This is a genomic window from Microbacterium sp. GW821-FHT01D02 (assembly GCF_059422585.1).
In genome coordinates, this window is record NZ_JBWKXB010000002.1 from 153125 (window position 1) to 177565 (window position 24441).

Annotated in this window: 23 protein-coding genes and 1 riboswitch; of the genes, 10 read left to right on the top strand and 13 right to left on the bottom strand. The window is 70.2% G+C overall.

Annotated elements, in window-relative coordinates; genetic code table 11:
- The 3 genes from AC07VM_RS09535 to AC07VM_RS09545 form a co-directional block, all read right to left on the bottom strand.
- The gene (locus AC07VM_RS09535) at positions 1-756 is read right to left on the bottom strand and encodes an ABC transporter permease (RefSeq protein ID WP_494910889.1); all 756 of its coding nucleotides are present in this window, start codon (positions 754-756) and stop codon (positions 1-3) included.
- Position 757: 1 nt separating this feature from the next.
- Positions 758-1732, bottom strand: coding sequence for an ABC transporter ATP-binding protein (locus AC07VM_RS09540; protein ID WP_494910890.1), 975 nt, complete (start codon positions 1730-1732; stop codon positions 758-760).
- An 83-nt stretch (positions 1733-1815) separates the two neighbouring features.
- Positions 1816-3687 (bottom strand): FAD-dependent monooxygenase, encoded by a 1872-nt coding sequence (locus AC07VM_RS09545; protein WP_494910891.1) that lies wholly within the window; start codon positions 3685-3687, stop codon positions 1816-1818.
- A gap of 147 nt (positions 3688-3834) precedes the next feature.
- Between AC07VM_RS09545 and AC07VM_RS09550 the strand changes: the two genes are divergently transcribed.
- Positions 3835-4545, top strand: a complete 711-nt coding sequence (locus AC07VM_RS09550; protein ID WP_494910892.1) for an IclR family transcriptional regulator — start codon at positions 3835-3837, stop codon at positions 4543-4545.
- A 173-nt stretch (positions 4546-4718) separates the two neighbouring features.
- On the opposite strand, the gene AC07VM_RS09555 is transcribed toward AC07VM_RS09550, so the two are convergent.
- Positions 4719-6098 carry an MFS transporter gene (locus AC07VM_RS09555; protein WP_494910893.1) on the bottom strand — a complete coding sequence of 460 codons (1380 nt, stop codon included), beginning with the start codon at positions 6096-6098 and terminating at the stop codon, positions 4719-4721.
- Between the two features lie 153 nt (positions 6099-6251).
- On the opposite strand from AC07VM_RS09555, the gene AC07VM_RS09560 reads away from it, so the two are divergent.
- From AC07VM_RS09560 to AC07VM_RS09595, 8 genes are all read left to right on the top strand, one after another.
- A complete protein-coding gene (locus AC07VM_RS09560; protein WP_494910894.1) occupies positions 6252-7769 on the top strand; it encodes a fumarylacetoacetate hydrolase family protein in 1518 nt (505 codons plus the stop codon).
- Entirely contained in the window at positions 7766-8464 is a 699-nt protein-coding gene (locus AC07VM_RS09565; RefSeq protein ID WP_494910896.1) for a GntR family transcriptional regulator, read from the top strand. Before AC07VM_RS09560 ends, AC07VM_RS09565 begins: the two co-directional genes overlap by 4 nt.
- Complete coding sequence (gene hpaE, locus AC07VM_RS09570) at positions 8461-9957, top strand: 5-carboxymethyl-2-hydroxymuconate semialdehyde dehydrogenase (RefSeq protein ID WP_494910897.1); 1497 nt, start codon at positions 8461-8463, stop codon at positions 9955-9957. Before AC07VM_RS09565 ends, hpaE begins: the two co-directional genes overlap by 4 nt.
- 102 nt (positions 9958-10059) lie before the next feature.
- Entirely contained in the window at positions 10060-11196 is a 1137-nt protein-coding gene (gene hpaD, locus AC07VM_RS09575; RefSeq protein ID WP_267417669.1) for a 3,4-dihydroxyphenylacetate 2,3-dioxygenase, read from the top strand.
- Positions 11197-11266: 70 nt separating this feature from the next.
- Positions 11267-12052, top strand: a complete 786-nt coding sequence (locus AC07VM_RS09580; protein ID WP_267417668.1) for a fumarylacetoacetate hydrolase family protein — start codon at positions 11267-11269, stop codon at positions 12050-12052.
- A complete protein-coding gene (locus AC07VM_RS09585; RefSeq protein ID WP_494910900.1) occupies positions 12037-12837 on the top strand; it encodes an HpcH/HpaI aldolase family protein in 801 nt (266 codons plus the stop codon). The genes AC07VM_RS09580 and AC07VM_RS09585 overlap by 16 nt, the downstream gene beginning before the upstream one ends.
- 128 nt (positions 12838-12965) lie before the next feature.
- Positions 12966-13688: a DUF6882 domain-containing protein gene (locus AC07VM_RS09590; protein WP_267417665.1), complete on the top strand. Its 723-nt coding sequence runs from the start codon at positions 12966-12968 to the stop codon at positions 13686-13688.
- 32 nt (positions 13689-13720) lie between these two features.
- Positions 13721-14809 carry an N-formylglutamate amidohydrolase gene (locus AC07VM_RS09595; protein ID WP_494910902.1) on the top strand — a complete coding sequence of 363 codons (1089 nt, stop codon included), beginning with the start codon at positions 13721-13723 and terminating at the stop codon, positions 14807-14809.
- 17 nt (positions 14810-14826) lie between these two features.
- Here AC07VM_RS09595 and AC07VM_RS09600 read toward each other — a convergent pair whose 3' ends face one another.
- The 6 genes from AC07VM_RS09600 to AC07VM_RS09625 all read right to left on the bottom strand — a co-directional run bounded on the left by AC07VM_RS09600 (position 14827) and on the right by AC07VM_RS09625 (position 20330).
- Positions 14827-15615, bottom strand: a complete 789-nt coding sequence (locus tag AC07VM_RS09600; RefSeq protein WP_494910903.1) for an ABC transporter ATP-binding protein — start codon at positions 15613-15615, stop codon at positions 14827-14829.
- Positions 15612-16433 carry a siderophore-interacting protein gene (locus tag AC07VM_RS09605; protein ID WP_494910905.1) on the bottom strand — a complete coding sequence of 274 codons (822 nt, stop codon included), beginning with the start codon at positions 16431-16433 and terminating at the stop codon, positions 15612-15614. Before AC07VM_RS09605 ends, AC07VM_RS09600 begins: the two co-directional genes overlap by 4 nt.
- The gene (locus tag AC07VM_RS09610; RefSeq protein WP_494910906.1) at positions 16433-17458 is read right to left on the bottom strand and encodes a FecCD family ABC transporter permease; all 1026 of its coding nucleotides are present in this window, start codon (positions 17456-17458) and stop codon (positions 16433-16435) included. Before AC07VM_RS09610 ends, AC07VM_RS09605 begins: the two co-directional genes overlap by 1 nt.
- A complete protein-coding gene (locus AC07VM_RS09615; RefSeq protein ID WP_494910907.1) occupies positions 17455-18495 on the bottom strand; it encodes a FecCD family ABC transporter permease in 1041 nt (346 codons plus the stop codon). The genes AC07VM_RS09610 and AC07VM_RS09615 overlap by 4 nt, the downstream gene beginning before the upstream one ends.
- Entirely contained in the window at positions 18492-19481 is a 990-nt protein-coding gene (locus AC07VM_RS09620) for an ABC transporter substrate-binding protein (RefSeq protein WP_494910909.1), read from the bottom strand. The genes AC07VM_RS09615 and AC07VM_RS09620 overlap by 4 nt, the downstream gene beginning before the upstream one ends.
- Before the next feature lie 84 nt (positions 19482-19565).
- On the bottom strand, positions 19566-20330 hold the full coding sequence (locus tag AC07VM_RS09625) for a helix-turn-helix domain-containing protein (protein ID WP_494910911.1): 765 nt from the start codon (positions 20328-20330) through the stop codon (positions 19566-19568).
- Between the two features lie 130 nt (positions 20331-20460).
- On the opposite strand from AC07VM_RS09625, the gene AC07VM_RS09630 reads away from it, so the two are divergent.
- A complete protein-coding gene (locus AC07VM_RS09630) occupies positions 20461-21018 on the top strand; it encodes a hypothetical protein (RefSeq protein WP_267417656.1) in 558 nt (185 codons plus the stop codon).
- Positions 21019-21155: 137 nt separating this feature from the next.
- Here AC07VM_RS09630 and AC07VM_RS09635 read toward each other — a convergent pair whose 3' ends face one another.
- The 3 genes from AC07VM_RS09635 to AC07VM_RS09645 all read right to left on the bottom strand — a co-directional run bounded on the left by AC07VM_RS09635 (position 21156) and on the right by AC07VM_RS09645 (position 24317).
- Positions 21156-22034 (bottom strand): bifunctional methylenetetrahydrofolate dehydrogenase/methenyltetrahydrofolate cyclohydrolase, encoded by an 879-nt coding sequence (locus tag AC07VM_RS09635; protein ID WP_494910913.1) that lies wholly within the window; start codon positions 22032-22034, stop codon positions 21156-21158.
- A gap of 203 nt (positions 22035-22237) precedes the next feature.
- Positions 22238-23512, bottom strand: a complete 1275-nt coding sequence (glyA, locus tag AC07VM_RS09640) for a serine hydroxymethyltransferase (RefSeq protein ID WP_494910914.1) — start codon at positions 23510-23512, stop codon at positions 22238-22240.
- Positions 23513-23551: 39 nt separating this feature from the next.
- Positions 23552-23636, bottom strand: a riboswitch (ZMP/ZTP riboswitch).
- 36 nt (positions 23637-23672) lie between these two features.
- Positions 23673-24317 (bottom strand): hypothetical protein, encoded by a 645-nt coding sequence (locus AC07VM_RS09645; RefSeq protein ID WP_494910915.1) that lies wholly within the window; start codon positions 24315-24317, stop codon positions 23673-23675.
- Between the last annotated feature and the right edge of the window lie 124 nt (positions 24318-24441).

The following is a 24441-nucleotide window of genomic DNA, read 5'->3' on the forward strand; positions in this document are numbered from 1 at the left end:
CTACTGCCGCGCCCGGGAGCGCTTCATGCCCATCACGACCAGCAGGACGAACAGGGCGAGCCACACGACGACGTTGAGGAAGAGCATCCAGAGCGGATCGGTCTGCCCCGTCGTCAGCACCCCGTCCGTCAGCGGCCAACGACTCAGAGCCACGAAGCCGTAGAGGGGCGTGAAGCGGGCGATGTCGAGCATCACCCCGTCGAGCGGCATGAAGACGTTGCCGAAGAACGCGAAGAACGTCATCGAGATCGAGGCGAGAGCAGCAGCGGAGTCCGAGCTGAAGAACAGCCCCACCCCGAGCCCGAACAGCCCGTACATCAGGCCGATCCCGAGGATGATGCCCGCCGTGGCCACCCAGCGCCAGGCGTCTTCGGCCTGCGCGCCGGTCATCATGCCCGCGGCGAACACCGCCACCAGGGCCAGCGCCGCGAACGCGACGGCCGTGAGCAGCTTGGTCAGCGCGTAACCGGCCGTGGTGAGCGGGGTCATCGCGAGCTGGCGGCCCCAGCCCTGCTTCGCCTCCGTCGCGGCGAGCGAGGTCAGCGAGCTCATCGCGACCGCCGTGCCGTACGCGGCCATCGAGGTCATGACGTAGAAGGAGACGTTGCCGTGACCGGCGGAGAGCGAGCCGTAGCCCATTCCGGCACCGAACAGCAGGTACATCGCGACCGGCATCGCCAGGGTGAACGCGAGCGTGTACGGGTTGCGCAGCTGGCGGACGCCTTCGATGCGCAGCATGGTGGGTGAGACGAGCATGTCAGTTCTCCGTCAGAGCCGTGAAGGCGGTTTCGAGGGTGGGGGCGGCGATCTCGAGGTCGTGCGCGCCGTGGTCGAGCAGGATGCGGGCCGCGGCGTCGGAGTCGGTGGCGCGCAGGCTCACACGATCGCCGTCCAGTCGCACCCCCGTCACCCCGTCGGCCGCGCGCAGGGTCTCGACGAGTGCCGTGGCCGTCCCGTCGACCGTCGCCGATACCGTGCGCTCGCCCAGGCTGGCACGCAGCAGCGCGGTCGGGGCATCCGCGACGACCGCTCCCCGATGCATCACCACGGTCCGGCGGGCGAACTGCTCCGCCTCCTCCAGGTAGTGCGTGGCGAAGATGATCGTACGGCCGGCATCCGCATCGGCGCGCATCACGTCCCAGAAGTGACGCCGGGCCGTGACGTCCATCCCGGCGGTCGGCTCGTCGAGCACCAGGATGTCCGGGTCGGAGACCATCGCGAGCGCGAACTTCACCCGCTGCTGCTCCCCTCCGGAGCACTTCGACACCCGGCGACGGGCGAGCGGGCTCAGGTCGGCCCGCGCCATGACCTCGTCCACCCTGCCCAGCGCCTCCGCGCCATAGAGCGAGGCGATCAGCCGCACGGTCTCACCTACCGTCAGGTCGCCGAGCAGCCCTCCGGTCTGCAGCACCGCACCGATCGCGCCGCTCGACGTGGCGCGCTCGGGAGTGACCCCGAGCACCCGCACGGTGCCGCTGCTCGGCTCGGTGAGTCCGAGGAGCATGTCGAGCGTGGTCGTCTTGCCGGCGCCGTTGGGGCCCAGCAGCGCGACGACCTCGCCACGCCGGATCGACAGGTCGACCCCGCCGACGGCCTGCACGCGGCGGTCGCCCGAGCCGAAGTGACGCGTGACGCCGTTCAGCTCGAGCACCACCGGCCCGTCGATCAGGACTTCGGATGCCGGTCGCGCGGTGACCCGCGTCGCCGACCCGTCCACGGAGGAGTTGTTCATGCCTCCAGCCTCGCCGCGCGGGCGCGAACAAACCGGAGGGCTGTGTCATCTCCTCGGCATGACACGTGTCATGCCGACACGGTTCAGCGCGCGGGGAGCAGCGCCCCGTCGAAGAACTCCGCGAGCCCGGTCGTGTCGTCGAGGGGCAGGACGGCCGCCACGTACTGGTCGGGCCGCACGACGACCACCACGCCGTCACGGGACAGCTCGCGCGCCGCGAAGATGTCGGTCTCGGTCCACTTGCTGGGTCCGGCCGCGTAGACCTTCTCCCAGTCGGTGAGCCCGAGCGGACCGGTCTTCGGCTGGAAGAGCGCGGGGGCGGAGGTCACCTCCACCTCCTCGAACGGCTGCTGGTACACGGCCTTCACGTCGAACACCGCGTCGGCGTCGGCATCCGCCGGGGTGAAGCGGGCGAACAGCGGCTCGGCGCTCTCCGCCCACACGGCGAGCGCCGCACCCGTCCGGTCGCCGAACGCATAGACGCGCCAGCGGCCGTCCGCCTTGGCGTGGTGTCCGAGGTGCACGACGTTGCCGTCCCCGACGCGCACGACCTCGGCCGATTTGAACCGCTTGCCCATCGGGTAGCCCGCGGCGAGCGCCTGATGGGCGTCGGTTCCGGTGATCATCGACGAGGTGTACTGCGTCATGAAGCCGGACGGGAACTCCGCCGTGGCGAGGTAGTAGGTCGCCAGCTCGTTGGGGTCGGAGATCTCCTCCGGCTTGCGCGCCATCAGGCTCGACCACTCGCGGTCGAAGTCGATGAGCTGCTGGGCCACGGGCCGCCGCTCGGCACCATAGGTGGCCAGGAGCGACTCGGGGGCGCGGCCGGTGAGCACCGAGCCGAGCTTCCATCCGAGGTTGAAGCCGTCCTGCATCGACACGTTCATGCCCTGCCCGGCCTTGGCGCTGTGCGTGTGACAGGCGTCGCCGGTGAGGAACACCCGAGGCGTGCGCCCGGAGCCGTCGACGACATCGTCGAAGCCGTCGGTCACGCGGTGGCCGACCTCGTACACGCTGTGCCAGGCGACCTCGCGCACGTCGAGCGTGTACGGGTGCAGGATCTCGTTGGCGCGCCGGATGATCTCCTCGATAGGCGTCTGACGCACGCGGTGGTCATCGTCGTCGGCGACCTCGCCCAGGTCGATGTACATACGGGAGAGGTACCCGCCCTCGCGGGGGATGTGCAGGATGTTCCCCGCCTCGGAGTTGATCGCGCACTTGGTGCGCCAGTCCGGGAAGTCGGTGTTCACGAGCACGTCCATGACGCCCCAGGCGTGCGCGGCGGAGGCGCCGACGTGCGTGCGGCCGATCGCCTGGCGCACCCCGCTGCGGGCACCGTCGCATCCGGCGACGAACTTGGCGCGGATCGTGCGCTCCTCCCCGGCACGCTCCCCGGAGACGTAGCGGATGCCCACCTCGACGGGGTACTCCCCCTCGTCATGGACCGTGAGTCCGGTGAACTCCACCCCGTAGTCGGGGACGATGCGCCCGGGGCCGTTCGCGGCCGCCTCCGCGAAGTAGTCGAGCACACGCGCCTGGTTCACGATCAGGTGCGGGAACTCGCAGATGTCGTAGGCGTAGTCCGCGGTCCGCGAGGTGCGGATGATCTCCTCGCGCTTCTCGGGGTTCGGGCCCCAGAAGTTCATCCAGCCGATGTTGTACGCCTCGGCGATGATCCGCTCGGCGAACCCGAACGCCTGGAACGTCTCGACGCTGCGCGGCTGGATGCCGTCCGCCTGGCCGAGCGGAAGGCGCCCGTCGCGCTTCTCGATGATGCGCGTGGAGATGCCGGGGTACTGCGCCATCTGCGCGGCGAGCAGCAGCCCCGCAGGCCCGGAGCCGACGATCAGCACGTCGATCTCGTCGGGGAGATCGGCCGGGCGGGCCGCTCCGATACCGGCGGCGTCCTGCACGCGCGGGTCAGCGGAGACGTAGCCGTGGTGGTGGAACTGCATCGTCGTCGATTCCTTCCGGACTTCTTCGTCGGGGTCCTGCGCATCGGGTCTTGCGCGGGGGAACTCCGTGTTCTATATTGGAACGCAGAGTTCTACTATTGAACACAGCCTAAACCGCGTCGTCCGCGATCGCAAGGGAGCACCCGCATGCCCGAGAGCCCGACCACCTCCCCGGCCTCGCAGACCCTCAGCCGGGGCATCCGCATCCTGGAGGTGCTCGCCGACGCGCACGGCCCGCTGACGATCGACGAGATCGCGACCCGTCTCGGCGTGCACCGCTCGATCGCGTATCGCCTGCTGCGCACGCTCGAAGACCACGGGCTCGTCACCCGCGACGCCTCGGGCGCGGTGAGTCTCGGCGCCCGGATGGCGGCCCTCGCGGCCGGGGTCGCGCACGACCTGCAGGCCGAGGCCCTCCCCGAGCTCACCGCGATCGCCAACGAGCTCGGCATGACCTGCTTCCTCGCCGTGCTCGACGGCGCCGAGTGCATCACCCTGGCGAGCGTCGAGCCCCGCCACGCGGTCGCGAGCGTCGCGCAGCGGCCCGGCGCACGGCATCCCGTGACCGTGGGGGCTCCGGGGAAGGCGATCCTGTCCCAGCTGCCGAGCACCGACTGGCCCGATGACGCACCCGCTTCACTGGCCGCCGATGTGGAGACGGCCCGAACCCGCGGCTTCGCGACGAGCCACGACGAGGTCATCCCCACGGTGCAGTCGGTGTCGGTTCCCCTCGCACTCCGGGGGCAGCGCCCGGCCGCGATCGCCGTGGTCCACGTGGCCACCGACCTCGACGACGCCGAGATCGCCGCACGGCTGCAGCGCTCCGCCTCCGTCATCCGCGAGGCCCTCGACGGCTGATCCACGCCGCACGGGCGCGTACGGGCGAACGGGCGCAGGCGCGAACGCGCACAGACCCGACGCACACAGACCCGACGCACACAGACCCGACGTACACAGACACGAACGCACGCCCGCCGGAGAGCGAGCGTGCGCTCGTGTCCGGCGGTCGCGAGAGACGGCCGCCCTGCGGATCAGACCTTCGCGAGTCCGCGGATGGGGCTGACCGACTGCTCCTCCTCGTGGTCCGGTCCGAGTGGGATGCCGGAGCGGTCGCGGAGCAGGAGCGTGGCGATGAGCCCGAGGACCGTCATGCCCGCGAGGTACCAGGTCACACCGTTCGTCGACCCGGTCGCCTGCACGATGGCGGTCGCGATCAGAGGTGCGAACGCGCCACCGGCGATCGCGCCGATCGCGTACGAGATCGAGACGCCGGAGAAGCGGATGCTCGCGGGGAACAGCTCGGTGTAGAGCGCGGCCTGCGGACCGTAGGTGAAGCCGAGACCGATCGTGAGGATCGCGAGCCCGGCGAACAGCAGTCCGATCTCGCCCGTGTTGACGAGCGGGAACAGCGTGAACACGCCGACGAGCTGCAGCACCCAGCCGATGATGTAGGTCGAGCGCCGCCCGATCCGATCGGAGACCCAGCCGGCCAGCAGCGTCGTGAGCAGCCAGCTGACCGCCGACCCGGCGACGGCCCACAGCACCGGACCGCGCTCGAGGCCGATCGGCCCCTCCGGGTTCGTGGCGTAGCCCTGGATGTAGCCGCCGGTCGTCATGTACCCGACCGCGTTGTTGCCGGCGAAGACGAGCGCCGCGATGATCACCAGCAGCGCGTGCTTGCGGAACAGCTGCACGATCGGCATGCGCGCCTTCTCCTTGCGCGCGGCGAGCTCGGTGAAGACGGGGCTCTCCTCGACCTTGCGCCGCACGTAGTAGCCGACGAGGATCAGCACCACGCTGAGCAGGAACGGCACGCGCCAGCCCCAGGCCGCGAACTGCTCCCCCGGGGCGATCGCGGTCATCAGCGCCATGACACCCGAGGCGAGCAGCAGGCCGAGGGGCACGCCGATCTGCGGGGAGGCGCCGAAGATGCCGCGCTTCTTGCGCGGTGCGTGCTCGACGGCCATCAGCACCGCGCCGCCCCACTCACCGCCGGCCGAGATGCCCTGGACGATGCGCAGGAGCACCAGCAGGATGGGCGCCATGACGCCGATCGTCTCGTACGTGGGCAGGAGTCCGATGAGGGCGGTCGCCGCGCCCATGAGGATCAGCGTCCACATCAGGACCGTCTTGCGTCCGAGCTTGTCGCCGAAGTGGCCGGCGAGGAACGCGCCGAGGGGACGGAAGAGGAAGCTGACGCCGACGGTCGCGAACGCGATCAGGGCGCTGTTCGCCCCCAGCGGCTCGAAGAACAACTGTCCGAACACGAGCCCGACGGCCGTGGCGTAGATGAAGAAGTCGTACCACTCGACGGTGGTGCCGACGACGGTGGCGAACACGACGCGGCGCCGATCGGCCGCCGTCGCGATTGTTCCGGTGGGTGTGAACCCATCCTGTGACTGCCCGCTCATGGGGTGTCTCCTTTGGTTGTGACCGCATTGTCACGGCGTGCAGCGGAGCGGATCCGAAGTGCTTGCCGAGGGGTGAACCGATGATATATGATTTCGAATACGACGCACAAGGCGTCCCGCACGACAACGCAGACGAGCGCGAGGAGGCGCCCCGTGACGGATCCCATCAGCCGCCCCGGCAAGATCATCGCGATCCACCTGAGCTATGCGTCTCGCGCCGATCAGCGCGGCAGACGCCCCGCATCCCCCTCGTACTTCTTCAAGCCGGCCAGCTCGGTCGGCGTGACCGGCGGCACCGTCGAGCGCCCCGACGGCACCGAGCTGCTCGCCTTCGAGGGCGAGATCGCGCTCGTGATCGGCACGGCCGCGCGCCGGGTCTCCCTCGACGAAGCCTGGTCGCACGTCGGCGCGGTCACCGCCTCGAACGACCTCGGGCTGTACGACCTGCGCGCCAACGACAAGGGTTCGAACGTCCGCTCCAAGGGCGGTGACGGCTACACGCCGCTCGGTCCCGACCTGATCGACGCCCGCACCGTCGACCCTGCTGCCCTCCGCGTACGCGCCTGGGTGAACGGAGAGCTCCGCCAGGACGATACGACGGCGGGCCTCATCTTCCCCCTCGCGCAGCTCGTGGCCGACCTCTCGCAGCACTTCACCCTCGAGCCCGGCGACGTGATCCTCACCGGCACGCCCGCAGGCTCCTCCGTCATCGTCCCCGGCGATGTCGTCGAGGTCGAGGTGGATGCGCCTGATGCTCCCGGCGCCCCGACCTCCGGGCGCCTCGTCACGACCGTGACGCAGGGCGACACCCCGTTCGACGGCGAGCTCGGATCCCTCCCCGCGGTCGACGACCTGCAGCGCACCGAGGCCTGGGGCTCCCGCGAGGAGGCGGGCCTGCCCGCGGGCGAGGAGCGCAGCGACGAGACGAAACGCCCCACGCTCTCCCCCGAACTGCGCGCCCAGCTCCTCGAGGCTCCGACGGCCGGGCTCTCCGCCCAGCTCCGCAAGCGCGGACACCACTCCTGCTTCATCGACGGCGTGTCAGTGAACATCCCCGACCGCAAGATCGTCGGCACCGCGAAGACCCTGCGCTTCGTCCCGTTCCGCGAAGACCTCTTCGCCGCGTACGGCGGCGGCTACAACGCCCAGAAGCGCGCGTTCGACGCCGTCGAAGAGGGCGAGGTCATCGTGATCGAGGCCCGCGGGGATGCGACCACCGGCACGCTCGGCGACATCCTCGCCCTGCGCGCGAAGGTGCGCGGAGCGGCCGGTGTCGTGACCGACGGCGGCGTCCGCGACTTCGACGCCGTCGCCGAGATCGGCCTGCCGGTGTTCTCGCAGGGCGCGCACCCCTCGGTGCTCGGTCGCAAGCACGTGCCGTGGGACGTCGACGTCACGATCTCCTGCGGCGGCGCGACCGTGCAGCCCGGCGACATCATCGTCGGCGACAGCGACGGTGTGATCGTCATCCCGCCGGCCCTGGCCGCGGAGGTCGCGGCCGCTGCGGTCGCGCAGGAGGTCGAGGACGCCTGGATCGCCGAGCAGGTCGCCGCCGGCCACCCGGTCGACGGGCTGTTCCCCCTGAACGCCGAGTGGCGAGCCCGCTACGAGGAGGCCACCTCGGACCGGAGCGCTGCAGACCGGAGCGCAGGCGACCGGAGCGCACGATGACCACGACGGCCGCCAGCAAGTCCGAGGTCGCCTACGAGTGGCTCCGCTCGCGCATCACCGGGCGCATGTTCAGCCCCGGGTACCGTCTGGTGCTCGGATCGATCGCCGAAGACCTGAAGATGAGCGTCGTCCCGGTGCGCGAGGCGATCCGCCGCCTCGAGGCCGAAGGGCTGGTGACGTTCGAGCGCAACGTCGGCGCGCGGGTGACCCTCGTCGACGAGAGCGAGTACGCGCACACCATGCAGACGCTCGGCATCGTCGAGGGCTCCGCGACCGCGCTCTCCGCTCCCCTGCTGGACGATGCCGCGCTCGACGAGGCCGCCCGCATCAACGAGCGGATGGCGCAGATGCTCGACCACCTCGACGCCCGCGCCTTCACCGAGCTCAACCGCCAGTTCCACTCGGTGCTGTTCGAGCCGTGCCCCAACCCGCACCTGCTCGACCTCGTGCACCGCGGCTGGTCCCGCCTCTCGGGCATCCGCGACACCACCTTCGCCTCGATCCCCGGACGCGCCCAGCACTCGGTGGAGGAGCACGCCGAGATCCTCGACCTCATCCGCGCGGGCGCCGACCCGCTCGAGATCGAACTCGCCGCCCGCAACCACCGCTGGCGCACGATGGACGCGTTCCTCGACGCGCTGCACACCCGTTCCGCACAGACGACTTCCGCACAGACGACCGGAGAAATGTCATGACCGATTCGCGCATCCCCGCCGACCTCCCCGACCACATCCAGCACTACATCGACGGCGCGTTCGTCGACTCCGTCGACGGCGACACGTTCGACGTGCTCGACCCGGTCACCAACCAGACGTACACGACGGCCGCCGCCGGCAAGAAGGCCGACATCGAGCGCGCCGTCGCCGCCGCGAAGCGCGCGTTCGACGAGGGCCCGTGGCCGCGGATGCTCCCCCGCGAGCGTTCGCGCGTCCTGCACAAGATCGCCGACATCGTCGAGTCCCGCGATGCACGTCTGGCCGAGCTCGAGTCCTACGACTCCGGCCTCCCCATCACCCAGGCGCTGGGCCAGGCCCGCCGCGCCGCCGAGAACTTCCGCTTCTTCGCCGACCTGATCGTGGCGCAGTCCGACGACGCCTTCAAGGTGCCCGGCCGCCAGATGAACTACGTCAACCGCAAGCCGATCGGCGTCGCCGGCCTCATCACCCCGTGGAACACCCCCTTCATGCTCGAGTCGTGGAAGCTCGGTCCTGCGCTCGCGACCGGCAACACGGTCGTGCTCAAGCCAGCCGAGTTCACGCCGCTCTCCGCCTCGCTGTGGGCGGGCATCTTCGAGGAGGCGGGGCTGCCGAAGGGCGTCTTCAACCTCGTCAACGGCCTCGGAGAGGACGCGGGCGACGCGCTCGTGAAGCACCCCGACGTGCCGCTCATCTCCTTCACGGGCGAGAGCCGCACCGGACAGATCATCTTCGGCAACGCCGCACCGTTCCTCAAGGGCCTGTCGATGGAACTCGGCGGCAAGTCCCCCGCCGTCGTCTTCGCGGATGCCGACCTGGAGGCCGCGGTCGACGCGACGATCTTCGGCGTCTTCTCCCTCAACGGCGAGCGCTGCACCGCCGGTTCGCGCATCCTCGTCGAGCGCTCGATCTACGAGGAGTTCGTCGAGCGCTACGGTGCGCAGGCGAAGCGGGTCAAGGTCGGCTACCCGCACGACCCGGCGACCGAGGTCGGCGCGCTCGTGCACCCCGAGCACTACGACAAGGTCATGAGCTACGTGGAGATCGGCAAGGGCGAGGGCCGCCTCGTCGCCGGCGGCGGTCGCCCCGAGGGCTTCGAGGAGGGCAACTTCGTCGCGCCGACCGTGTTCGCCGACGTCTCCCCCGACGCGCGCATCTTCCAGGAGGAGATCTTCGGCCCGGTCGTGGCGATCACACCGTTCGACTCCGACGAGGAGGCGCTGTCGCTCGCGAACAACACCAAGTACGGACTCGCGGCCTACATCTGGACCAACGACCTCACCCGCGCGCACAACTTCGCGCAGTCGGTCGAGGCGGGCATGGTGTGGCTGAACAGCAACAACGTGCGCGACCTGCGCACCCCGTTCGGCGGCGTGAAGGCCTCGGGCCTCGGTCATGAGGGCGGCTACCGCTCGATCGACTTCTACACCGACCAGCAGAGCGTGCACATCACGCTCGGCGGCACCCACAACCCGACCTTCGGCAAGAACTGACCCACTGTCCCGTTTCGTCTCGTCGCTTCGCCCCTCGCTCAACGATCGATGGTCGAGCGAGCGAAGCGAGACGAAACGGCCCACGAAAGCAAGGACGCTGACATGACACACCGCGAAGACATGACCCTGACCTCCTCGGGCTTCTACGTATCCCAGGAGGCGCCGATCAGCTCGGACAACCCCGTCGCGACGCCGCAGAGCTCGCCGCCGGACATCCTCCGCTGCGCCTACATGGAGCTCGTGGTCACCGACCTGGCCGCCTCGCGCCAGTTCTACGTCGACATCCTCGGGCTGTACGTGACCGCGGAGGACGACGAGGCGATCTACCTGCGCTCCACCGAGGAGTTCATCCACCACAACCTCGTGCTGCGCAAGGGCCCGATCGCGGCCGTGGCCGCGTTCTCGTACCGGGTCCGGACGCCCGAGGACCTCGATCGTGCCGTCGAGTTCTACACCGAGCTCGGCTGCGACGTGCGCCGGAACCCCGACGGCTTCGTGAAGGGCATCGGCGACTCGGTCCGCGTCGTCGACCCGCTCGGCTTCCCGTACGAGTTCTTCCACGCCACCGAGCACGTCGAGCGGATGTCGTGGCGCTACGACCTGCACATCCCCGGTGAGCTGGTGCGGCTGGACCACTTCAACCAGGTCACTCCCGACGTGCCGCGCGCCGTGGGGTTCATGCAGGATCTCGGCTTCCGCGTCACGGAGGACATCCAGGACGAGGAGGGCACGGTCTACGCCGCGTGGATGCGCCGCAAGCCCACCGTGCACGACACGGCCATGACCGGCGGCGACGGACCCCGCATGCACCATGTGTGCTTCGCGACGCACGAGAAGCACAACATCCTCGCGATCTGCGACAAGCTCGGGGCCCTGCGCCGCTCGGACTCGATCGAGCGCGGCCCCGGCCGTCACGGCGTCTCGAACGCGTTCTACCTCTACCTGCGCGACCCCGACGGCCACCGCGTCGAGGTGTACACGCAGGACTACTACACGGGCGACCCCGACAATCCGGTCGTCACGTGGGACGTGCACGACAATCAGCGCCGCGACTGGTGGGGCAACCCGGTCGTGCCCTCCTGGTACACGGATGCGTCGCTGGTGCTCGACCTCGACGGCAACCCGCAGCCGGTCGTCGCCCGCACCGACTCCAGCGAGATGGCGGTGACCATCGGCGCCGACGGCTTCTCGTACACGCGTGCGGAAGAGGGCGAGAAGAAGCTGGGGCATCAGCTCTAAGTCGTACGAGGCGCCGGAGGCCGTCCGATCGCGACATGATCCGGACGGCAGTCAGACAGAGGAGGAACGGATGCTGTCACACGACACCATCACGCAGATCGCGGCGGAGCTCGCCGAGGCCGATCGGACGCACGGGGTGATCCCGCGCATCACGGCGCGGTACCCGGAGGCGACGGTCGAGGACTCGTACGCCATCCAGGGCGTGTGGCGTGACGCGCAGATCGCCGCAGGGCGCAGGCTCGTCGGTCGCAAGATCGGGCTGACGTCGAAGGCGATGCAGCAGGCCACCGGCATCACGGAGCCCGACTACGGCGTGATGTTCGACGACACCGTCTACGAGTCCGGCGCCGAGATCCCGACCGACCACTTCTCGAACGTGCGCATCGAGGTCGAGCTGGCGTTCGTGCTGAAGCACCCGCTCGAGGGGCCGGACTGCACGCTCGATGACGCCCTCGCCGCGATCGACTACGCGGTCCCGGCCCTGGAGGTGCTGAACTCGCACATCGAGCTCGAGGGACGCACGATCGTCGACACGATCAGCGACAACGCCGCCTACGGGGCGATGGTGCTCGGCACCGTGCGCAAGCGCCCGGATGAGATCGATCTGCGCTGGGTGCCCGGCGTGCTCTCCCGCAACGGCGAGATCGAGGAGACGGGCGTCGCGGCGGGTGTGCTCGGCCACCCCGCCACCGGCGTCGCGTGGCTGGCGAACAAGTTCCACCAGCACGGCGCGCGTCTCGAGGCCGGGGAGATCATCCTGGCAGGATCGTTCACACGCCCGATGTGGGTGTCGCGCGGCGACGAGGTGCTGTGCGATTACGGACCGATGGGAACAATCGCATGCCGCTTCGTCTAGCCCCCTCCTTCCGCGAGCAGCTCGCGGACGCCGATCGCCCCTTCGTGGGGATGTGGGTCTGCTCGGGCAGCCCGCTCCTCGCCGAGGTCGCCGCGGGCTCGGGGCTCGACTGGCTGCTGATCGACATGGAGCACTCGGCGAACACGCTCGAGTCCGTGCTCCTGCAGCTCCAGGCGGTCGCCGCCTACCCGATCGCCCCGCTCGTGCGGGTGCCCGCCAACGACGCCGTCGCGATCAAGCAGGTGCTCGACCTGGGCGCGCAGAACCTGATCGTCCCGATGGTGTCCTCCGCCGACGAGGCCCGCGCAGCCGTCGCCGCCACCCGCTACCCGCCGGAGGGCGTGCGCGGAGTCGGCAGCGCTCTGGCCCGCAGCGCCCGCTGGAACCGCGTCGACGGCTACCTGCAGGAATCCGCGCAGCACACCTCGCTCACGGTGCAGATCGAGACCGCGGCGGGCGTCGAGGTCGCGTCCGAGATCGCCGCGGTCGACGGCGTCGATGCGGTGTTCGTCGGACCGTCCGACCTGTCCGCCTCGATGGGACTCCTCGGGCAGCAGACGCACCCCGAGGTCACGGCCGCGGTCGAGACCGTGTTCGCGGCGGTCAGGGCTGCGGGCAAGGCGGTCGGCGTGAACGCGTTCGACCCCGCGGCCGCCGATGCCTATCTCGCCGCCGGAGCCGACTTCGTGGCCGTCGGCGCGGATGTGGCCCTGCTGGCCCGCGCCTCCGAGTCCCTGGCCGGACGCTTCATCGCCGCCGACGGGACCGCGCGCGCCAGCTACTGACACGTGGTGACGCGGTCGTGGCGCGGTCGTAGCGCGGTCGTGGTGGCCGTCGTGCCGTCCCGTCGGGGCCGCACCCGGTCCCGCCGGCGAACTAGCGGATTCATAGCATTCCCGGCGAGACTGTCGGCATGACCTTCGCCGCGCTCCAGCCCCTCGCCGATCGTGCCGCCCTGTTCGTCGCCCTGCGACAGGACGCCCTCTCCGCCGCCGCCGATGCCCTCGGCGAGCACCGGTGGGACGCCGACATGACCGCGGGCACCCTGACCTTCACGGCGAACGACGACCCCTCGCGCCGGCTCGTCACCCGCGCGCACCTGATCGCGACGATCGCGCCGGGGCCGCGTTCGCTGCTCTGGGCCTGGGCGCACCCGAGCGGCGACCCCCAGGGCGTCGCGGCGCAGCTGCACGCCTACGGCACCGAGCACGGGATCGCCGACCTGACCACCTCCGAGGTGCCGTTCCCGACGGACGCCGCCGGTGACGACGACTGGATCGCGCAGGCCGCGCACACCGTCGGCGGCGTCGCGGTCGAGCTGACCGGACGCTCCCCGTACTACTCCGCTCCCGTCGGCAGCGGCACGCGTGCCGTCTTCCTGCTCGACGCTCCGCTCGCGCCGCTCACCGTGGCCGACGCCGTCATCGCCCTGCCCCGCGTGCTCTCCGCCACGAGCCTCGCCGACGCGCGCACCGCGGTCTGGGACCTCGCACGGCTCGCCGGTTGGACCCTCACCTGGACCGATGAGGCGTTCTCCGGCGCGACGGTGTCGGACGCGAGCGGCACGGCGACGTTCCGCTTCGACGAGCAGGCGCGCATCAGCGGCATCGAGAGCTCGTTGCACGCACAGGGCTGACCACGTCGAGGGGTGGTCGTTAGCATGAGCGCATGAGCGACCTCGACCTCATCCCCGCCGGACACACGTTCACCCCGCAGGAGATCATCGCCTTCGCCGACAGCGAGCACCGGACGCTCGACGAGGCGATCGCGGAAGCCGACGTGCTGGTGAGCTGCCCGCACGCCGGCGCGCGCATCCCGGAGGAGCTCGTGCCGTTCCTCTCCCCCGCGCTGACACGGCGGTTGCAGTACGACTTCACCGACGTCGCCACCGCCGCGATCGTGCGGGAATGGGCGCGACACGACCGTCGCATCGTCGCGGTGATCAATCCGCATCCGCGTCTGGTGCGCGATCCGAACCGCGCACGTCCGGCCGACATCGCCGCCGACCTGACGACGGCGATCCAGCGCACCCGCGCCGCCGGGCCCTGGCAGAAGGTCGATCTCTCCGGCGTCGACGCGATCCGTCCCGTGACGTTCTCGTTCTTCCCGATCCTCGAGGTTCCGCAGGACGACGCCGAGCTCGCGCGCCTCGTGAGCACCTTCGTGGAGGTCGGCGAGCGCGGGCTCGGGGTCTACGAACGCACCAGGGACGAGCTGACCGAGCGCTTCCTCGCCGACAAGCTCCGCACGGGCGGACGCTTCACGCGGCTGTCCTTCCACGACACCATGAACACGACGACGACGCGCGACGGGGCGGTGGACGTCGCCCGCGCCCCGCAGGATCGACTGCCGGCGGTCGTCGCCCTCTCCAACCGCGGCGACCCCCGCGGCGACGAGCGCACCCCCGAAGATCCGCCCACGATGGATCCGGAGCGCCTGCGCGCACTCGCGGAGGCCCACCGTGCCGGGTTCCGCGTCGAGCAGCCCGACGACGTCGCCCTGAACACCCCTTATCTGGGCAGCCAGGAGATCCGTGCCGCCGGGGCGCACTTCCGCGAGCTGGCCGATCGGGCGGCCGACGCCGCCCTCGAGCTCGACGCCGTGCAGGCGGAGTTCCTGCGCGAATACCTGCTCGGCCCGGCGGCCGTCGACGAGCTGCACCGGCCGGGAACGGACTGGATCCACGAAGACCCGGCGCACGTGCGCGCGGTCGCCGAGGCGTGTCAGCGTTCCTGGGATCTGTACCGGGCGCTCTGAGCCCGCTGCTCGGCTGCTCAGCGACGCCGAGGCACGACCATCGGGGTCCCCGTCTCCGGGTCGGGGATCACCGTGCTGTCCAGATCGAACACCCGCATCATCACCTCGGGCGTGAGCACGTCCTCCGGCGGTCCCGTGCGGACGATCGCGCCGTCGCGCATCGCGACGATGCGATCGGCGTACCGGGCCGCCTGGTTGAGGTCGTGCAGCACGGCGACGACGGTCGTCCCGTGGTCCCGGTTGATCGCGCGGAACAGGTCGAGCATGTCGAGCTGGTGCGTGATGTCGAGGAAGGTCGTCGGCTCGTCCAGCAGCAACACGTCGGTCTCCTGCGCGAGCGCCATCGCCAGCCAGACGCGCTGGCGCTGTCCCCCGGAAAGCTCGTCGACAGGCCGCTCCGACAGCTCCTGCACGGCGGTGCGCTCCATCGCCGTGGCCACGGCCTGCTCATCCGCCGCGCTCCAGCTCGAGAAGGCCCGACGGTGCGGGTAGCGTCCGCGGGCGATGAGGTCGGCCACCCGCATGCCATCCGGAGCCTCGGCGGACTGGCTGAGCAGGCCGAGCTCCCGCGCCAGCTCCTTCGCTCCGCGGGCACGGATGTCACGGCCGTCGAGGAGCACCGATCCGGCGAGCACCGGGAGCAGTCGGGCGATCGTGCGCAGCAGGGTCGACTTGCCGCAGGCGTTCGGTCCGATGATCGCGACGAAGGACCCCCGGTCGATCGTCAGGTCGAGATCGACCGAGATCGGCCGCCCGTGCGGGTATCCGGCGGTGAGTCCGCGGATGTCGAAGGTGGTGTCGGTCACAGTCCGTTCCTCGTCAGCAGTTCGTCGATCCGATCGCGCTGGGTCTCATCGTCCTCGCCGTTCTCCCAGATGGCGGCGATCTGCTCATCGAGATCGGGGTGGCGGGTGAACTCGGCGGCCCAGCGCTCTTCATCGCGGCGCCAGTACCCCATCGTCATGTACCGCGAGGTCGGCCAGCCGAGCGTGTGACGCAGGTGCCGGCGGACGTCGCGCATGACCGTCGCCTCCCCCGAGAACCAGAGATAGGTCGCGTCCGCTCCGGTCGCCGTCTCGGACACCGTCCGAGCGAGCATCTCGTCGCCGTCCACCCAGTGCAGCGTGTCGTCCTCCCCGATCGGGAGGTCCTGCCGGTCTCCGAGGTCATCGACCGACACGATCACGCAGACGGGAGGATCGGCAGGGCTCCGCTCCTCGAGGATGCGGCCGATGGCCGGCAGGGCCGTGGCGTCGCCGACGAGGAGCACGCGGTCGGTCCCCTGCGGCGGCTGGAAATGCCCGCGCGGAGCATCGAAGGCCACGCGATCCCCGGGAAGGGCCCGCCGCGCCCACTGCGTCGCCGGCCCGTGTGCATGCACGACGAAGTCGATGTCGAGCTCGTCGGACTCGGGCCGCCACGCTCGTACGGAGTAGTAGCGCTTGGCCTCCTGACCGTCGGCGGCGGTGAGCCACAGCCCGAAGAACTCGTCCGGCCGTCCGCTCGACGCGAACCGCTCCCCGCGGTCCGTGCGGGCGCCGCGCAGCGTGATCCGCAGCATGTTCGGGGTGACGACGGTGCGGGCGGCCACCTCGGCGCGGAACAGGGGGACATCGGTGCGCATCAGCGCCTCCTTCGATTCGCGCCGGACAGCATCCAGGCGAGATAGAGTCCGCCGACCCCGATCGTGACGAGGCCGGTGGGGAGCATGGTGGGGGCGAACAGCCGCATCGCGATCAGGTCGCTCGAGACGAGGAGCACCGCTCCGGTCATGGCGGATGCCGCGAACGGCATGGGGCCGCTGCGCCACAGCCGCCGGGCGATCTGCGGGGCGGCGAGCGCGATGAAGGCGAGGGGCCCTGCGGCCGCGATCGTGACGGCGAGCAGCACCACGCCCGCGATCATCGCCGACAGGCGCAGGCGCACGGGCCGGACGCCGAGGGACGCGGCACGATCCTCGCCCAGCTCGTACAGCGCGAGCGCCGGCCGGAGCCCCGCGATCGCGAACGCTCCGAGCAGAAGGGTGACGATCATCACCGGCATCCATCTTCCATCGATGCCGTTCAGCGACCCGGCGCCCCAGATGGCGGCGCTGCGCGAGACCACGTCGTCGGCGGCGAGCTCGATCATCGTGTTCACGGCGCCGAGCATGGCGGTGAGCGCGATGCCCACGATGATGAGGCGCGTGCCGCTCGCGCCGCGCCAGGCCACGAGGGCGAAGACGAGAGCTGCGGAGAGGATGCCGCCGCCGATCGCGCCGACCGTGAGGGCGACGGTGCTCACCGAACCGCCGACGATCACGATCAGCGCGCCGGTGTAGGCGCCAGCCGAGAATCCGAGGATGTCGGGGCTGCCGAGCGGGTTGCGCGTGACCACCTGGAACAGTGCTCCGGAAAGGGCGAGCATCGCGCCGATCACCGCTCCCAGTGCGACCCGCGGGAGCCGCCAGCCGACCACGATCAATCGCGTGCCGCTCTCCCCTCCGCCGAGCAGAGCGCTGACGGCGTCCGACACCGACACGGGGGCGTCGCCGAGCGTGAGCCCCGCCACCCCCAGCGCCAGCAGGACGACGGCGGAGCACACCCAGATGATCGTGCGGCGGCGACGCGTGGCCGCCGGCGCGGCGACGACCGAGGCGGCAGCGATCATGAGGGTGCTCCCTCGGCCTGCACACGCCGCGAGAGCACGAGGGCGACCAGCACCGGTGCGCCGAGGAACGCCGTCATCACGCCCACCGGGATCGAGCGCGGGGCGATCAGGACGCCTCCCAGCGCATCGGCGAACAGCAGCAGGAGAGGACCTGCGAGCACGCTGTAGATCAGCAGACGACGGGTGTCCGGCCCGAAGACCGCCCGCAGTGCGTGCGGTACGAGCAGCCCCACGAAAGCGATCGGCCCTGCCGCCGCGGTCGCCGCGCCGCAGAGCACGGCGATCGCGATGAAGCCGCCCGTCCGCACGGCGCCGACCCGACCGCCGAGGGCACGCGCGGTGTCCTCCCCCAGCGCGAGGAGTCCGATGCCCGGGGCGATGACGACGACGAGGAGGAGTCCGATGCCGACCACCGCGAGCGTGAGGACGGCGGCCTCGAGCGATCGGCCGCCGAGCGCACCCGCTCCCCACAGCCGCATCTGCTGATACGACGCGGGATCGATCAGGCTGAGCGCCGACGTCGCGGCGGACAGTACGGCGGCGACCGCGACACCGGTGAGCGCGAGGCGGCCGATCGAGGCACCGCGACCGACTCCTCCGATGAGCGCCACCAGGGCGCTGGCGATCGCGGCACCGGCGAACGCGAACCACATCGTGGATCCGAAGTCCCCGACCCCGAGGACGACGATCGCGACGGCGACCGCCAGGGAGGCGCCGGCGTTGACGCCGAGCAGCCCCGGCTCGGCGAGCGGGTTGCGGGTGAGGGTCTGCATGATCACGCCGGCGACCGCGAGCGCGCTGCCGGCGGCGATCCCGATGAACGTGCGCGGCAGCCGCACGTCGCGCACGATGAGGTCCGCCTCCGTGCCGGTCGGCGCGGTGAGTGCGGCCAGGAGCTCGTCGAAGGACAGGGTGCGCGGGCCGACCGCGATGCTGACCCCGATCGCGATGATCAGGAGCAGCAGCACGATCGGCAGCACGATCGCGTCGGACGGACAACGGGCGCGCCGCCGTCCGTCCGTGGCGAGAGCCGTCACTTCGACAGCGGTTCGAGCACCTTGGTGGTGAGCTCGTCGATCCAGGCCTCGGCGCTGCGGTAATCGGTGACGCTCGTCGACAGGCCGTACACCTGACCGGTCTTCGCGATCTCCAGCTGCTGGAAGAGGCTGCTGTCGATGACGTCCTGGATAGCGGGCATCATGGTGCCGTCCGGGTTCTCGAACGTGAGACCGACGGTCACGCCGTCCAGGATGGTGCCGATCTGCTCCAGCGAGAACGAGGCGTAGCCGAAACCGCCCTCGTCCTCCAGGGGGACGCCCTCGCCATAGGTGAGGCCCATCTCGTTGACGATCAGGTTGCCGGTCGAGCCGGTCGGCAACTGGATGGAGAACTGTCCGGCCTCGTCGCCGAGCGAGAAGTTCGCCCAGGTGTTGGCGGAGATGACGTCGGCGTACTGCTCCTTCACCTCGTCGCGTCGGGCCACGTAGGACTCCTTCGCCTTCGCCCAGGTGCCGTGCACGCCGAGGGCGGTCGCGAGGTCCTCCGTGAGCGACTGCCAGTCACCGCGCTCGTCGCCGCCGACGATGACCGTCGGCGCGATCTCGCTCAGTCGCGTGAAGGTCGCCTCGTCCACCTCGTAGGCGTCGCCGACGATGATGTCGGGGGCGGCACCGGCGAGCGCCTCGAAGTTGATCTCGCCGTAGCTGCCGACCTTCGCGGCGTCGGCGACGTAGTCCTGCTGCTCCTCGGTGTAGCTGTCGATCCACTGGGTGTAGTCGATGGTCGCGACGACGGGAACGTCGAACGACATGACCTGCCAGGGCGTGTCGTACGAGATCGCGGCGACGCGTTCGGGCTCTGCGGGAACCGTCACCTCGCCGTAGACGGTGTCGACGACGACGGTGTCTCCGGCCGCGGAGTCGCTTCCGGAGGGCCCTGCGGCGGAGGCGCAGGCGGTGACGGCGAAGAGGGGAACGATGACGGCTGCTGCGAGCGCGGCTCGCAGGCGCGGTGATGGGCGCACGGGATCTCCAATTAAGGCAAGGGTTACCTAATTATGGCGCGCCCGCTTGCCCGGTTCATGGAGAGAGTTGCGCCGATCGGTCGACTATGCGTGGGAATCGGTCATCGAGCCGTGGGTCCGGGCGAACGTCCGTGGCGAGACCCCCGCACGTCGTCGGAACGCGGCCGAGAACGCGGCGAGCGATTCGAAGCCGACCGTCCGCGCCGTGCGTCCCACCTCGGCCCCGTTCGCGAGCATCGACATCGCCAGTTGCAGCCGCAGCTCCGCCCGCCAGCGCGAGAACGTCATCCCGGTCTCCGCCGCGAACTGACGCATGAAGGTGCGCACGCTCACCGACGCCTGGGCCGCCCAGGCGTCGACCGTGCGACGATCAGCCGGGTCGGCGATGAGCGCATCCGTCACCGCACGCAGCCAGTGGCTCGCCGGGGTGGGCAGCCCGACATCCGTCTCCCGCGCGTCCGCGAGCAGGTCGAGGGCGAACGCCTCCGCCCGCGCCCGGCGGGGAGGATCGGTGTAGCGCACCAGCTCGGCGAGCACCCGATCGAGCAGCGGAGGCACCGTGGTCACCACCACACGGCTCGTGAGCATGGCGCCGGCATCCGGCTCGAACCAGGTGCACCGCATGCTGTTGCCGGGCACCGCGGTCACCTCGTGCACCACACCGGCCGGAATCCAGATACTGGTCCCCCGTGGCGCGATGTACACGGCATCCGGAGTGACCACGGTCACGGAGTGGGTGATCGCGGAGAGCAGTTCGTGATCGTCGTGCACATGCGCCGGCCACTGCGCCCCGTCGGCCGTGGTCAGGATGTCGATCGAGTCCAGCAGCGGATCCGGGTCGATCGTCATGACGGCTCCAGACGCGGAGGGGGGGAAGGAACAGGTGCCGGAGATCAGTGTACGACCGCACACCCCGCCCGTCCGTGGCCGGTGCGACCCGAGGGGTGCCCTCCGCGCGACGATGTGGGATTCTGTTCGCATGAAGAACGGAATCGTCCGGTTCGCCGCGCTCTACGTGTTCAACGTCGCCGTGCTGCTCCTGATCGGCCTGCTGCTGCCCGGTGTCTCCGTCGGGTGGAACGCGCTGTGGGCGTCGGTCATCCTGACCCTCGCCGCTCTCTTCGTGAAGCCGCTGCTCGCCGGCGCGTTCCGCAGGTCTGCCGCGAAGTCCGCCGCCGATCGCACCAAGACCGGCGAGAAGGTCGTGCAGTACGTGCTCGTGTATCTCGTCGAGCTCATCATCTGGGTGCTGACCGTCTGGCTGAGCGGCGTGCGCGCCTCGGGCTTCTGGGCGTTCGTGCTGCCGCCGCTGGCGCTGCTGTTCGGCTGGATGATCTACGACCAGATCGACGACCGGCTCCGCGCCAAGGCCGGCGAGATCTACGACTCCGTGCAGGCGCGCGTGAAGGGCGGCGGCACGAAGACCGCCGCGACTCCCCCCGCCGCGGCACCGGAATCCCCCGAGACCAGCGCGGCCCGCGATGAGCTCAGCGACGGCCTGACGCCCGAGCAGCGCCGGATGCTCGACGAGCTCTGATCCGCGGCGAGCTCTGATCCGCGACGCCCTCTGATCCGCGACGCCGGAGCCTCCGAGAACTGGAGCCTCCGAGAACCGGAAAAGGCGCCCCTCCTCCACGGATGGGCGCCTTTTCCGTGCAGAGCACGTGCGGACGATCAGACCGACCTCTCGGCCGCCTCGACCACGTTCGTCATGAGCAGAGCGACCGTCATCGGGCCGACGCCACCGGGGTTCGGGGAGATGTAGCCCGCGACGTCCGCGACATCGGGCGCGACGTCGCCGAACACCAGGTTCTTGCCGGTCTCCGGGTCGCTCTCGCGCGTGACGCCCACGTCGAGCACGGCCGCACCGGGCTTGACGTCCTCCGCACGGATCAGGTGCTTGACGCCGGCAGCGGCGACGATCACATCGGCCTCGCGCAGGTACCGCGGCATGTCGACGGTGCCCGTGTGCGTGAGCGTGACCGTGGCGTTCAAATCGCGACGCGTGAGCAGCAGTCCGATCGAACGGCCGATCGTGACCCCGCGCCCGACCACCACGACGTGCTTGCCCTTGAGGTCGTAGTCGTTGCGCAGCAGCAGCTCGATCACGCCGCGCGGCGTGCACGGCAGCGGCGTGTGGATCGGGCTGTTCACGTTGAGCACGAGCCGCCCGAGGTTGGTCGGGTGCAGTCCGTCGGCGTCCTTCGCCGGGTCGATCCGCTCGAGGATCGCATCCGTGTCCAGGTGCTTCGGCAGCGGCAGCTGCACGATGTAGCCGTGGCATGCGGGGTCGGCGTTGAGCTCGTCGATCAGCGCTTCCACGTCGGCCTGGGTCGCGTCGGCCGGCAGCTCGCGCTGGATCGAGTTCATCCCGATCGCCTCGGATTGACGGTGCTTCATCCCGACATAGAGCTGCGAGGCCGGATCCGCACCCACCAGCACCGTCGCGATACCCGGGGTGATCCCCTTCGCCTTCAGCGCGGCGACGCGCTCGGTCAGTTCGGCGCGGATGGCGGCGGAGGCCGCCTTCCCATCCAGGATCTTCGCGGTCATGTCAGGAGCCTTTCTCGGCAGGAGGCGGGGAGGGGAGGCGTTTCGTCTCGTCGCTGCGTTCCTCGCTCGACGACCGGACCACACCGGTCGTCGAGCGAGCGAATCGGAACCGGTCGTCGAGCGACAATGACGACGCCGGTCGTTGAGCGAGCATGGCGACGTCGGTCGTTGAGCGAGCGAAGCGAGACGAAACGCAGAGACGGTTACTGCTGCAGGTCGGGGTAGAGCGGGAACGCGGCGGCGAGCGCGTCGACACGGGCGCGCAGTGCCTCCACGTCCGCACCCGGGAGCAGCGCGAGCGCGATGATGTCGGCCACCTCGGTGAACTCGACGTCGCCGAAGCCACGGGTCGCGAGTGCGGGCGTGCCGATGCGCAGACCCGAGGTCACCATCGGCGGACGCGGGTCGTTCGGGACGGCGTTGCGGTTCACGGTGATGTGGATGTCGTGGAGGAGGTCCTCCGCCTGCTTGCCGTCGATCTCGGCGTCGCGCAGGTCGACCAGCACCAGGTGCACGTCGGTGCCTCCCGAGCGCACGGCGATGCCGGCATCCTTCACGTCCTGCTGCGAGAGACGCTCGGCGATGAGCTTCGCGCCACGCAGCACACGCTCCTGACGCTCCTTGAACTCCGGCGTGCCGGCGAGCTTGAACGCGGTCGCCTTCGCGGCGATCACGTGCATGAGCGGGCCACCCTGCTGCCCCGGGAAGACCGCGGTGTTGATCTTCTTGGCGAGCTCGGCGTCGTTGGTGAGGATGAAGCCCGAGCGCGGGCCGCCGATCGTCTTGTGCACGGTCGAGGAGACGACGTGCGCGTGGGGCACCGGGTTCGGGTGCAGACCCGCGGCGACCAGACCGGCGAAGTGCGCCATGTCGACCCAGAGCAGCGCGCCGACCTCGTCGGCGATCTCGCGGAACGCCGCGAAGTCCATCGTGCGCGGGTAGGCCGACCAGCCGGCGATGATGACCTTCGGCTTGTGCTCGATCGCGAGGCGACGGACCTCGGCCATGTCGATCGTCGAGGTCTCCGGGTCGACGCCGTAGGCGACGATGTCGTACAGGCGGCCGGAGAAGTTGATCTTCATGCCGTGCGTGAGGTGGCCGCCCTGGTCGAGGGAGAGGCCGAGGAGCGTGTCACCGGGGCGCGCGATCGCGTGCAGGACCGCCGCGTTCGCCGAGGCGCCGGAGTGCGGCTGCACGTTCGCGAATTCGGCGCCGAAGAGGCTCTTCGCCCGCTCGATCGCGAGGGATTCCGCGACGTCGACCTCTTCGCAGCCGCCGTAGTAGCGGCGGCCGGGGTAGCCCTCGGCGTACTTGTTGGTGAGCACGGAACCCTGCGACTGCAGCACCGAGACCGGCACGAAGTTCTCCGAGGCGATCATCTCGAGGAACGTCTGCTGACGCTTCAGCTCGCGATCGAGGACCTGGGCGATCTCCGGGTCGACCTCGGAGAGCGGGGCGTTGAAGTAACGGTCGGTCATGATGACGTGCTCCTTTGACGACGGATTCGAAGGGGTGTTCCTATCGGCCCAGGCGCGCGGTCGAATTCCGTGGTCAGTCGCTCCCCGGTGGTAGTCCACCCAGACGCCAGTCGCGACGGTATGAGCATAGCGGATGCGAGTGGGGGCGTACGCCGACTTCTCAATACCCTTCGAACGGCCGGGAGACCGCCAGCTCGCACTGCGTGGGCCCGAAGCGGATCCCGAGGGGGATCTGCTGTTCACTCGCGAGCGCTCCAGAGCTCCCGCGCAACCTGATCCCCTCGGCCCGCCCCTGGGAGGCACCGTCGGGCAGATCGATCGCGACGACGAGCACACCGTCTTCCTCCCCGGGGTCTCCGAACGCGAACGGCGCCGGGTCTGCCTGCTCGCCGCCGGCCAGGAGCTCCCGCACATCCGTGTCCGCGAGCTCGTCGAGATCTCGGAGATCGCCCAGGATCAGCGCCGACCCCACCTCCTGGCCCGCCAGCTCACGGTCCACATCGTCGTCCACGATGACCTTGTTCACGTACGAGGGCTGCAGCGCCGCGAGCCGGATGGTCGCGAACAGCTGCGTGCCGTCCGCGCTGACGCGACACTCCAGCGGCGTGGCCACCGCCACGCTCCGGTTCCCGGGCAGGGTGGCCACACGGCAGCCCATGAAGGTCCCGAGGATCGCGCAGATGCCGAGGAAGACGAAGCCGATGCGGGCACGACGGCGCCAGACGTCTCGTTCCTCGGAGACACGCTCGCACCGCTCCTCAGGCGTCTCCGCTGTCGCCCCGACCGCTCCCCCGGGTGTCTCCATGACCGCTCCTCCCGGCTCGACCGCATGGCGGTGATCACGCTATCCGTCGCGGATCGTGGCGGAAGGAAATCGGGACCCGACCGTTACGCCTGGCGACCCGTCCGCGAATCGCAGAATCGATTCG

Excerpts from the sequence above, each read along its gene's own strand:
- hpaE (WP_494910897.1), top strand. The coding sequence starts at position 8,461 with ATGACCGATTCGCGCATCCCCGCCGACCTCCCCGACCACATCCAGCAC.
- AC07VM_RS09605 (WP_494910905.1), bottom strand. The coding sequence starts at position 16,433 with ATGCGCACCGATGTCCCCCTGTTCCGCGCCGAGGTGGCCGCCCGCACC.
- AC07VM_RS09535 (WP_494910889.1), bottom strand. The coding sequence starts at position 756 with ATGCTCGTCTCACCCACCATGCTGCGCATCGAAGGCGTCCGCCAGCTG.
- AC07VM_RS09565 (WP_494910896.1), top strand. The coding sequence starts at position 7,766 with ATGACCACGACGGCCGCCAGCAAGTCCGAGGTCGCCTACGAGTGGCTC.
- hpaD (WP_267417669.1), top strand. The coding sequence starts at position 10,060 with ATGACACACCGCGAAGACATGACCCTGACCTCCTCGGGCTTCTACGTA.
- AC07VM_RS09595 (WP_494910902.1), top strand. The coding sequence starts at position 13,721 with ATGAGCGACCTCGACCTCATCCCCGCCGGACACACGTTCACCCCGCAG.
- AC07VM_RS09590 (WP_267417665.1), top strand. The coding sequence starts at position 12,966 with ATGACCTTCGCCGCGCTCCAGCCCCTCGCCGATCGTGCCGCCCTGTTC.
- AC07VM_RS09630 (WP_267417656.1), top strand. The coding sequence starts at position 20,461 with ATGAAGAACGGAATCGTCCGGTTCGCCGCGCTCTACGTGTTCAACGTC.
- AC07VM_RS09645 (WP_494910915.1), bottom strand. The coding sequence starts at position 24,317 with ATGGAGACACCCGGGGGAGCGGTCGGGGCGACAGCGGAGACGCCTGAG.
- glyA (WP_494910914.1), bottom strand. The coding sequence starts at position 23,512 with ATGACCGACCGTTACTTCAACGCCCCGCTCTCCGAGGTCGACCCGGAG.
- AC07VM_RS09625 (WP_494910911.1), bottom strand. The coding sequence starts at position 20,330 with ATGACGATCGACCCGGATCCGCTGCTGGACTCGATCGACATCCTGACC.
- AC07VM_RS09580 (WP_267417668.1), top strand. The coding sequence starts at position 11,267 with ATGCTGTCACACGACACCATCACGCAGATCGCGGCGGAGCTCGCCGAG.
- AC07VM_RS09555 (WP_494910893.1), bottom strand. The coding sequence starts at position 6,098 with ATGAGCGGGCAGTCACAGGATGGGTTCACACCCACCGGAACAATCGCG.
- AC07VM_RS09635 (WP_494910913.1), bottom strand. The coding sequence starts at position 22,034 with ATGACCGCGAAGATCCTGGATGGGAAGGCGGCCTCCGCCGCCATCCGC.
- AC07VM_RS09585 (WP_494910900.1), top strand. The coding sequence starts at position 12,037 with ATGCCGCTTCGTCTAGCCCCCTCCTTCCGCGAGCAGCTCGCGGACGCC.
- AC07VM_RS09540 (WP_494910890.1), bottom strand. The coding sequence starts at position 1,732 with ATGAACAACTCCTCCGTGGACGGGTCGGCGACGCGGGTCACCGCGCGA.
- AC07VM_RS09610 (WP_494910906.1), bottom strand. The coding sequence starts at position 17,458 with ATGATCGCTGCCGCCTCGGTCGTCGCCGCGCCGGCGGCCACGCGTCGC.
- AC07VM_RS09550 (WP_494910892.1), top strand. The coding sequence starts at position 3,835 with ATGCCCGAGAGCCCGACCACCTCCCCGGCCTCGCAGACCCTCAGCCGG.
- AC07VM_RS09545 (WP_494910891.1), bottom strand. The coding sequence starts at position 3,687 with ATGCAGTTCCACCACCACGGCTACGTCTCCGCTGACCCGCGCGTGCAG.